At 32.7% G+C, this 10,000-nt stretch carries 9 protein-coding genes and 1 pseudogene; 2 read left to right on the top strand and 8 right to left on the bottom strand.

Translation table 11 applies throughout. The features are described from left to right. The 4 genes and pseudogenes from LDL23_RS10345 to LDL23_RS10360 form a co-directional block, all read right to left on the bottom strand. A pseudogene (locus tag LDL23_RS10345) lies at nt 1–272 on the bottom strand (U32 family peptidase); the annotation flags it as partial. Nucleotides 273–457: 185 nt separating this feature from the next. After that, the gene (locus LDL23_RS10350; RefSeq protein WP_291265629.1) at nt 458–1,162 is read right to left on the bottom strand and encodes a hypothetical protein; all 705 of its coding nucleotides are present in this window, start codon (nt 1,160–1,162) and stop codon (nt 458–460) included. A 91-nt stretch (nt 1,163–1,253) separates the two neighbouring features. After that, on the bottom strand, nt 1,254–2,438 hold the full coding sequence (locus LDL23_RS10355) for a pyridoxal phosphate-dependent aminotransferase (RefSeq protein ID WP_291265630.1): 1,185 nt from the start codon (nt 2,436–2,438) through the stop codon (nt 1,254–1,256). Between the two features lie 58 nt (nt 2,439–2,496). Beyond that, nucleotides 2,497–3,591 carry an acyl-CoA desaturase gene (locus LDL23_RS10360; protein ID WP_291265631.1) on the bottom strand — a complete coding sequence of 365 codons (1,095 nt, stop codon included), beginning with the start codon at nt 3,589–3,591 and terminating at the stop codon, nt 2,497–2,499. 107 nt (nt 3,592–3,698) lie between these two features. On the opposite strand from LDL23_RS10360, the gene rsmG reads away from it, so the two are divergent. Then, complete coding sequence (gene rsmG, locus LDL23_RS10365; protein ID WP_291265632.1) at nt 3,699–4,328, top strand: 16S rRNA (guanine(527)-N(7))-methyltransferase RsmG; 630 nt, start codon at nt 3,699–3,701, stop codon at nt 4,326–4,328. Nucleotides 4,329–4,422: 94 nt separating this feature from the next. Here rsmG and pruA read toward each other — a convergent pair whose 3' ends face one another. The 4 genes from pruA to LDL23_RS10385 form a co-directional block, all read right to left on the bottom strand. After that, entirely contained in the window at nt 4,423–6,048 is a 1,626-nt protein-coding gene (gene pruA, locus LDL23_RS10370; RefSeq protein ID WP_291265633.1) for an L-glutamate gamma-semialdehyde dehydrogenase, read from the bottom strand. Between the two features lie 127 nt (nt 6,049–6,175). Continuing rightward, complete coding sequence (gene apaG / locus LDL23_RS10375; RefSeq protein ID WP_291265634.1) at nt 6,176–6,562, bottom strand: Co2+/Mg2+ efflux protein ApaG; 387 nt, start codon at nt 6,560–6,562, stop codon at nt 6,176–6,178. A 3-nt stretch (nt 6,563–6,565) separates the two neighbouring features. Then, a complete protein-coding gene (locus tag LDL23_RS10380) occupies nt 6,566–7,618 on the bottom strand; it encodes a DUF3667 domain-containing protein (RefSeq protein WP_291265635.1) in 1,053 nt (350 codons plus the stop codon). 2 nt (nt 7,619–7,620) lie between these two features. Then, on the bottom strand, nt 7,621–8,868 hold the full coding sequence (locus LDL23_RS10385) for a DUF5103 domain-containing protein (RefSeq protein ID WP_291265636.1): 1,248 nt from the start codon (nt 8,866–8,868) through the stop codon (nt 7,621–7,623). Nucleotides 8,869–9,062: 194 nt separating this feature from the next. On the opposite strand from LDL23_RS10385, the gene LDL23_RS10390 reads away from it, so the two are divergent. Beyond that, a partial coding sequence (locus LDL23_RS10390) for an NADH:ubiquinone reductase (Na(+)-transporting) subunit A (protein WP_291265637.1) occupies nt 9,063–10,000 on the top strand: 938 nt, incomplete at its 3' end.

Here is a 10,000-nt window from a genome sequence, read left to right on the forward strand (position 1 = left end):
TCTACGCCAATATCATACAATTTCCAAATCAATTGACGACAAGGTTCTAATTCGTTATCATATAGAATGGTATTGATAACCACAAAAACCTGAGCGTTATATAAATGGGCGTATTTAACCAACTCGGCAATATCTTCCACAGAATTGGTGGCGTTTGAACGAGCGCCGTATAAAGGAGCACCAATATAAACCGCATCGGCACCACTATTTATGGCAGCAATTCCTTGTGTTAGATTTTTTGCAGGAGCTAAAATTTCAATCTTCTTCTTCATTTGTAAAGCTTTAATTATTCGGGATTTGCCGAAAAAAAGTGTGCAAAGTTCATATAAAAAATCCAAGATTTCTAATTCAAGTTCGCTTTTTTTGAATTTGGAGCATAAAAAAGCACGAATTACACTAATTTTAGATTATCTGATAACTTCCATTTCTGTGAAACTAATGTTGTTAGAAGATTAGTCTATTGTTTTAATTTATATAGTTTTTCCAAAAAGTAATTTTCAGATGACAGCATATCTCGAACGATATGAGTTTCTACAAAGTATTTATTAGGACCATTTGCTGTTATCTTGTATACAGAAAATCTTGCGCTCAAGTCCATTTTTTGAATATTTTCAAATGAAAATCTTAAATTATCTACAAAGGATTCGGTTACTCCATGATCATCATATAATACCTTTTGTATTGGTAATTTTTCAGTTTTAGTCCTAGAATTTGGCAAATAAAAATAATAAATTTGAACAGAGGGGATTCGCTCTTCTATAACTACAAAGTCATATTCAATTATTTGTTCGCCACTATAATGTAATTTAAATAAATATAACTTTTCAATTTTTAAGTGTTTCCCTCGTAGTGCAATAATTGATTTAATCTGTTCTTTTAAAAACTCATCATTGTTGTTGATCTCAAATGAATCATAATCCCATTCTATAGATTTTAGATAGTTTGGGTCGTTTAATTCTTTAGATAAATAGCTTTGCTTTTCTTGGTCTAAAAATTTTAAGTGACTATCTTTTAATTTTGGTATTATCTCATCAACAAACTTTTCATCCAATTGAAAATATAATTTATCATTAAAATTTTCGGGAAAATCCTCCTCATGTTTTACACTTTTACAAGAGTTGATTAATATTAAAAGAGGAAAAAGAATGAATAAGTTTTTCATTGATTAATCTTTATAAGTTATCTAACTAACCCAGGAATAGAGGGCTAGTTAGATGATTTTTTAAGCATACCAATTCAGTTAAATATATAATTTAAGAAACAGCTTCTTTAATTCTTCTCATCGCTTCTGTTAATAAAGCTTCGCTGGTTGCGTATGAGAAACGAATACAATTTGGATTTCCAAAAGCATCTCCAGTTACAGTTGCAACATTTGCTTCTGCTAATAAGAACATTGAGAAATCAGTTGCATTTTTGATTTCGGTTCCTTTGATGGTTTTTCCAAAATAGTAAGATACATCAGGGAAAACATAAAATGCTCCTTCAGGAACATTCAATTTGAACCCCGGAATTTGGTTTACTAATCCAACCACTAAATCTCTACGGTTTTTGAATGCAGAAACCATTTCGTTTAATACGCTTGGATCCGCTTCAACAGCTGTTATGGTTGCTCTTTGTGCAATAGAATTTGCGCCTGAAGTTACTTGACCTTGAATCTTGGTACATGCTTTTGCGATAAATTCTGGAGCTCCAATATATCCAATTCTCCAACCTGTCATAGCGAATGCTTTTGCTACTCCATTAACTGTGATTGTTCTTTCTAACATTCCTGGAATAGATGCAATACTACAGAATGTTCCTGAAAAGTTAATATGTTCGTAGATTTCATCAGAAACTACATACACGTGTGGATGTTTTTCTAAAACTTTAGCTAAAGCTGTTAATTCTTCACGATTGTAAACTGAACCACTTGGATTACAAGGCGAACTGAACCACATCATTTTTGTTTTTGGTGTGATAGCTGCTTCTAATTGTTCTGGTGTGATTTTGAAATCGCTTTCAACAGAAGTTGGAACTTCTACAGGAACTCCGCCAGAAAGTTTGATAATTTCGTAATACGAAACCCAATATGGAGCTGGAAGAATTACTTCGTCACCTTCGTTTAACATTACTTGTGCAATGTTGTATAACGATTGTTTTGCTCCTGTAGAAACTACAATTTGTGATGGTTTGTAGTCTAGATTATTGTCTCTTTTGAATTTTTTGCAAATCGCTTCTTTCAATTCTAAGTAACCTTCTACAGGAGTATAAGTACTGTAGTTTTCGTCGATAGCTTTTTTTGCAGCTTCTTTAATGAATTCAGGAGTGTTGAAATCTGGCTCTCCTAAACTAAGGCTGATAATGTCTTTTCCTTGTGCTTTTAATTCTCTTGCCAAAGCCGCCATAGCTAAAGTTTGTGAAACGGCTAAGTTGTTGATTCTGTCCGATAACGGGTTCATTGTGTGTTAGTTATTATAGTTAATACAAAAGACGCGATTCCTCGCGTCTCTTACTTTATTATGCTAATTGTGGTTTTCTTCCTAATTCTCTCAAATGCTTGAAGTGAGATGCGATAGCCGCTCGAGTAGTTTTGAATTCGTGATACGGCAAGTTACACTCAGCAGCAGTTTGTTTTACAATTTCTGCAATTTTGTTGTAATGAACATGACTGATGTTTGGAAAAATATGATGTTCAATTTGGTGATTTAACCCGCCAGTGTAATAATTTACAATCCAGTTTTTTGGTGCGAAGTTAGCAGTTGTAAACAATTGGTGAATTGCCCAAGTGTTTTCGATTTCTCCGTTTTCGTCTGGCATTGGATTTACTGTGTCTTCTACTACGTGAGCTAATTGGAAAACTACACTTAAAATTAATCCTGCAGTGTAATGCATTACTACAAATCCTAAAAGTACTTTCCACCATGTAATTCCTAAAACCATTGGTAATACTAACCAAATGGAGAAGTAAATCGTTTTAGTGATAATTAAAGTGGTCCATTGAAAAGCTGGACTTTTAGCTTCTCCGTAAGACAATTGTCTTTTTAAATAACGCTTCATCTGTAAGAAATCTGTAGTGATAGCCCAGTTGAACGTTAATAATCCGTATAAGAAAACAGAATAATAATGTTGAAATCTGTGGTGGCTGTACCATTTAGCCGTTTTAGAAAAACGTAAAATTCTTCCCGCTTCTAAATCTTCATCGTGACCAATAATGTTGGTGTATGTGTGGTGTAAAACGTTATGTTGTACTTGCCAGTTATACACATTTCCAGCTAAGATGTAGATACTTCCGCCCATTAATTTGTTTACCCAAGATTTAGTAGAGTAAGCACCGTGATTTCCATCATGCATTACGTTCATTCCAACGCCGGCCATTCCAATTCCAATGACTACGTTTAATAATAAATATACCCAAAATGGCATATCCATAGCTAATAGGAAGAAATAAGGTGTTAGGAAAAGACCAAACATCACAATGGTTTTCAGGTGAAGCTTCCAGTTTCCTGTTTTGTCAATTTTATTTTCTTTGAAATAATCGTTTACTCGTTTATTTAATGTTCTGAAAAATTTCAGATTGTCCTCTTTTGAGAAAATCGGGGTTGTGGTATTCATATATTTTGTATTCAAATTTCGTCAAAGATAATTATTATAATTTTTTCATTTATGATATTCATCATTTTTATTCGTCAAAAAACGTATTTTTGTGCAAAATTTAACGAATGGAAGCCATTTTAAAGCAATTTCCTGATTTATCTGAAAATCAAATACTTCAGTTTCAAAAATTACAATCGCTGTATGAAGATTGGAATGCCAAAATTAACGTGATTTCACGAAAAGATATAGACGAATTATATACACGTCATGTTTTGCATTCGTTAGGAATCGCAAAAATTATCGAGTTCCGACCAGGATCGAGAATTATGGATGTTGGAACTGGTGGTGGTTTTCCTGGAATTCCACTAGCGATTTTATTCCCAGAAGTTGATTTTTATTTGATTGATGTTATTGCGAAGAAAATCAAAGTAGTGAATGAAGTAGCTGCAGGTTTAGGATTAAAAAATGTAAAAGCCGAACAAAAACGTGCCGAATTAGTCAAACAAGAATTCGATTTCATCGTAAGTCGTGCGGTTACCAATATGCCTGATTTTGTAAAATGGGTAGATGATAAAGTGGCAAAAAAACAAAACCACGAATTAGGCAACGGAATTTTATATTTAAAAGGTGGCGATTTAACCGAAGAATTAAAGGATTTTCCAAAAGCAACACAATACAATTTATCGGATTTCTTTTCAGATGAGTTTTTTGAAACGAAGAAAGTGGTTCATTTGCCTTTGAAGTGTAAGAAGTAAGTGAATAGTGAAAAGTAATTAGTGATTAGCTATAAAAAGCAAAACCCGATTTTCAAATGAAAATCGGGTTTTTTATTTCTATTTCGGACTAAGATTATCCTAAAAACGGATATTTATAATCTTCTGGTGTTACAAATGTTTCTTTAATCGTTCTAACAGAAGCCCAACGCAATAAGTTTTGTGCTGAACCTGCTTTATCATTAGTTCCTGAACCTCTTGCTCCTCCAAATGGTTGCATTCCTACAACAGCACCTGTTGGTTTGTCGTTGATGTAGAAGTTTCCTGCTGCATTTTGTAACGCAACCGTCGCTTCTTCCACCGCATAACGACATTGGCTAAATACCGCACCTGTTAAAGCATATTCTGAAGTTTCGTCAACTAATTTCAATGTTTCAGACCATTTTGCGTCTTCGTAAATATAAATCGTAACTACTGGTCCGAATAATTCGGTACACATGGTGTTGTATTTTGGATTTGTAGTTAAGATAACCGTTGGTTCAATGAAATAACCTTTCGATTTATCATAATTCCCACCCATAATTACTTCAGCATCGCTATCGTTTTTAGCTTGGTCGATGTAACGAGCTAATTTATCAAATGAAGCTTCTGAAATTACAGCTGTAATAAAATTACTCATATCTTCTGGTGAACCCATTTTCATAGATTTCAAATCCGCTTCTAATTTTGCTTGAACCGCTGGCCATAAACTTTGTGGAATATAAACACGTGAAGCCGCACTACATTTTTGTCCTTGGAATTCAAAAGCACCACGTGCAATTCCTACTGCAACTTGCGTTGCGTTTGCTGATGGATGTGCAATGATGAAATCTTTTCCACCAGTTTCTCCAACAATTCTTGGGTATGTTTTGTATGTAGCGATATTATTTCCAATAGTTTTCCAAATATCATTGAAAACTCCAGTCGAACCTGTAAAGTGAACTCCTGCTAAATGTGGACTTGATAAAACTACGTCAGAAACCATTCCAGAATCACCCATTACCATATTGATAACACCATCTGGTAAACCTGCTTCTTTGAAAACTTGCATGATTACATTAGCAGAATATACTTGAGTTGCTGCTGGTTTCCATACTACCACATTCCCCATTAATGCAGCACTTGAAGGTAAATTTCCTGCAATAGCTGTAAAGTTGAAAGGAGTAATCGCATATACACAACCTTCTAATGGTCTGTATTCAACACGGTTCCACATGTCTGATGTTGATGCTGGTTGGTCTGCGTAAATTTTTGTCATGAATTCTACGTTGTAACGTAAGAAGTCAATCAACTCACAAGCCGAATCAATTTCTGCTTGGTGAATCGTTTTTGATTGTGCAATCATTGTCGCTGCATTGATTTTAGCGCGGTATGGACCTGCTAATAATTCAGCTGCTTTTAAGAAAATTCCAGCTCTGTTTTCCCAAGCCATTGCTGCCCATTTTTTACGAGCTTCTAAAGCAGAAGTAATTGCTTTTTCAACTAAAGTTCTATCTGCTTGATGATAAACACCTACAATATGTTGATGATCATGTGGAGCTGACATTTTTTTAGTATCGCCAGTTTTAATTTCTTCGCTACCTATATATAATGGAACTTCTACTTGAGAATTCCACATAGTTTTGTATGTTTCTGCAACTTTTGCTCTTTCAGGAGAACCTGGAGCGTATGATTTTACGGGTTCGTTTACCGCTTTTGGGACATTAAAAAATCCTTTTAACATGGTGTTGTATTTTGAGATTAGACAATTTTGTGCTTTGATTTACGAAATAATCGTAAACGAATACAAAAATACAAAGTATATTTTGAATTATCGATAACAAATGTTACGAAGCTAATTTGGTTACTATTTAATTGATAGCAAAAGGAGCACTAAGCTTAAAAGTAGGGATAATAACTCTAAAACTTCTAGTTGAGGTAAAGTTAACCATATTGAAATAGCCTTTCATGGCGCCAATAGGAGAAGAAAGTAAACATCCAGAGGAGTAGGTGTAGGTTTCGCCAGGTTTTATAACTGGTTTTTTTCCAATTACACCTTCGCCATCTACTACTTCTAAAGTGTTTAGTGCATCGTAAATTTCCCAATGACGAGTAGTCAATTGAACCGAATCTTTACTTTGATTTTCGATGGTAACATGATACGAAAAGGCAAAATGAATCTTGTAGTTCTTGAAGTATGTTCCTTCAAAACTAGTTAAAACAGAAATTTTTATGCCTCTTGTAATTTGACTTACCATATGTTAAAATAAGATTATCGACACCACCATTAACACGAAAATAGCTAATAATGAAATAGGTATGAATAATATGTTCAAAAGTAGGAATTTAAAAATTGTTTTCCAACGACTGTTTTGATAAAAATTTCTTAAAGATTTATAAAGATAAATTGGAAACAAAATAGAGAAGCTTGTACCTATTAAAAATTTTGAAATATTGTCTGAGAAAAACCCAACTATTTCATATAGAATTAAACAAATAAACATGAAGGAATAAAAACTATACGAAAAAACTAAATGGTCTGTGTAATTGAATCTTTTATCATAAAAGGCAATCCAAAAAATAATAGCAATGAAAGGAATTGATAGAAAAATTAAGAATGGTAATTTACCTAAAATGTAATCTCCAACTTCTCTAAGCACATCATTTGATTTTAAATTTTGAGCTTTTTCATAGATATATCGATTGATTTTGTTGTTTTCATAACCCAATTTTTTCAATGCAACCTCGGGAGTTTCTTGTGGGTTTTTTAAGTTGTAGTTTCTAAATGTCGTAATGCGAAGTGTTAGATGTCCTAAGTTTTCAGGATCATTAAATTCGTTTGCTTTGTAGATGGAATCTCTGTGGAATTCTTTCCCGGTTTTTTTGTCGACTTCTATTACGCCAGTATCATAGATTTTATTGTAATCTATTTTTGTGCTATCGCTTTTTGTTAATTCTGTTTCGGATTTTTCTTCGGAGCTATTGTTGAACCTTGTGCCTATATCCATAACTATAAAAAGAATTATGGAAATACTTAAAAACAATCGGAATGGATTAGCATGATGATGTCTTTTTCCTTCAGAAAATTCTCTAGCAGCAATACCAGGTTTTAAAAATAAAGAAAAGAAAGTATTTCGCAATCTGGAATCATAAGCATAAAAATTAGCAAAAAACTCTTCTATAAAATCTCTTATGGTTAGTTTTTTTGTTGAATTCAATTGACCACAAGCGTGACAATATTTTTCGCTAACATCTAATTTAGTTTCACAATTGATGCATTGAGTGCCTCTATATTTTTTATCTTTTCTGTTCATTATTAATTGCGGATAACTTCGCTGTTCGTGTTTGCTATTCCAATTACTCTATCGTATCTGTCGTTATTTCCTCTATAATATACAATTGCGGTATAGTTGTTTTCTGTTTGAAAATAATTACCATCAATAGCATTTTTAAAATCAATAGTGCCTTTTTTATCGGTAAGAATGTATTGATAGTTGGTAAAGCCTTGTTTCATCAAAAGTGCTTTTTCATACAAACCTGTTTTTTTATTTAGTTCCATTTTATAATCATCAGTTAATGAGTAATTATTAAACATTCCGGAAACATAAATGTTTTCTTCTAAAAATTCTGGTGCATCTAATGTAAAATACACCCAAGAATAATCAGATTCTATTTGAGAATTTGTTGAATTTACATTCTGAATAAAAAAGTTGCCATTGATATCTGGAAAATAAGTGTAAGGTTGGTTTTTTCTTGGAGTATTTGTATATAAATGAGTGTTGTAAATATTTTCACCTGAAGTAACTTTTGCTACGGTATTGTTAGTTGCTCTTATGATTTTATTATCAATGCTATAGCATTCGTTTCCACCCCAAAATTGGGTTTCTTTATTGTATCTGTAAATTAATTCAGAACCAAGTGTGTATTGAGGTTTTATATTTGAAATACTCGTTTTCCAATTTCCATTTTGAAAAAGCGTAACTTTTACATTTTGAATGGGGTTTTGTAGGATTCTATCGCCATAATTTATCGACATTTCAACATTCTGTTTTTGGTTTAGACTATCAAAGTCTCTTGCTCTTCTTATGGAGAGCCCAACGGTTACTTGTTCTTCATAAATTATAATTCTACGAGAAAAAACGATTTCATTTTCATCGTTTAATACCGAAATTAAATAATTGCCACTTTTAGTAATTTGATTAAATCTATTTGGAAAAACTTGTCTATAGTGTGAATAGAGTTGTAAAGTATTGAATGAATTTTCATAAGTAATAATGCGCTGATTATCCATTCCATTTAAATATTCCGCTTTTCCTAAATCAGATGGTGCAGACCAATCGTAATTGTACTGAGTAATGGTGTAGTAATAATCGGCTTCGTCTCCGTATAAATCGTCAAAACTTAATTCAAAAGTTTCACCAAGTTTAAAAAATGGAATCACATTGTTTCCATTTACTCGGAATGAGATGGTTTTAATATTGAATGATGGGTCTTGCTCTATTCCTGCTTGTGAGAAAATAAAACCATGTAGGGATAGACAAAATAGAATTATAATTTTATTCATTTTATAGCTATAAAGACGTAAAAATAGTAAATCTTTAAGAACAAACGTAATTCCTTTTAATTTATTAGTAATTTCTAATTTAGAATAGTTATAAATAAACCAAATCTCTTTCTTTATTTTTGGTAAGCTATAATGTATTTGATTAAATTTGCACGTTTTATAGTAAATTTTTTAACAATCATATCTTCAAAAATATGTCAAAAGACATTCGAATTAAAAAAGGTTTAGACCTTAAGTTGAAGGGTGAAGCAGCTCACAAAGTAGCTCAAGTAACTCGCTCGAAAGTCTATGCTGTTAAACCTTCTGACTTCCATGGAGTAACTCCAAAGATGGTGGTAAAAGAAGGAGATAACGTTAAAGCGGGAGAAGTAATTTTCTTTTCTAAATCAGATGAGAAAGTTAAATTCGTTGCTCCTGTAAGCGGAAAAATTCAAGAAATCAAACGTGGTGAAAAAAGAGTCATTTTAGAGATTCTTATTGCTGCAGATTCTCAAGATGTTTTCGTTGAGCATAGCAAGAAAAATCCTAATGATTTATCAACAGAAGAAGTAAAAGCACATTTGTTAGCTTCAGGATGTTGGCCATTTATCAATCAACGTCCTTATGATGTGATTGCTAATTCAGCTGATACACCTAAAGCTATTTTTATTTCAGCTTATGCGACTGCTCCTTTGGTTGCAGATGTTGAGTATGTTTTAGAAAACAAATTAGAAGCATTCCAAGTTGGTATCGATGCTTTAGCAAAATTAACATCAGGAAAAGTTCATTTATCTGTAAAAGGTAAAGGAAAATCTATTTTTAAAGATGTTAAAGGAGTTTCAATGCACCAAGTTTATGGCCCGCACCCTGCTGGAAATGTTGGTGTTCAAATTGCAAAGATTTCGCCTATTAACGCAGGTGAAAGAGTTTGGACAGTAACGCCACAAGATGTTGCTATTATTGGTGAATTGTTTTTAACTGGAAAATACAATGCTACAAGAACTGTCGCTTTAGTAGGTTCTGAAGTTAAAGAAGCTCAGTATTATAATGTGATTTCTGGTGCTGCTATTGAAGATTTAGTAGGTGGTAAAATTGCTGGAGATAATGTGAGAATTATTTCTGGAGATGTTTTAACAGGTGCTAAAGTGAAAAT

The sequence above is a fragment of the Flavobacterium sp. genome (genome assembly GCF_020217025.1).
Lineage (GTDB): Bacteria > Bacteroidota > Bacteroidia > Flavobacteriales > Flavobacteriaceae > Flavobacterium.

Coding starts and splice junctions, on each gene's coding strand:
- LDL23_RS10355 (WP_291265630.1), bottom strand. CDS start 2,438: ATGAACCCGTTATCGGACAGAATCAACAACTTAGCCGTTTCACAAACT.
- LDL23_RS10360 (WP_291265631.1), bottom strand. CDS start 3,591: ATGAATACCACAACCCCGATTTTCTCAAAAGAGGACAATCTGAAATTT.
- rsmG (WP_291265632.1), top strand. CDS start 3,699: ATGGAAGCCATTTTAAAGCAATTTCCTGATTTATCTGAAAATCAAATA.
- LDL23_RS10385 (WP_291265636.1), bottom strand. CDS start 8,868: ATGAATAAAATTATAATTCTATTTTGTCTATCCCTACATGGTTTTATT.
- LDL23_RS10380 (WP_291265635.1), bottom strand. CDS start 7,618: ATGAACAGAAAAGATAAAAAATATAGAGGCACTCAATGCATCAATTGT.
- LDL23_RS10350 (WP_291265629.1), bottom strand. CDS start 1,162: ATGAAAAACTTATTCATTCTTTTTCCTCTTTTAATATTAATCAACTCT.
- pruA (WP_291265633.1), bottom strand. CDS start 6,048: ATGTTAAAAGGATTTTTTAATGTCCCAAAAGCGGTAAACGAACCCGTA.
- apaG (WP_291265634.1), bottom strand. CDS start 6,562: ATGGTAAGTCAAATTACAAGAGGCATAAAAATTTCTGTTTTAACTAGT.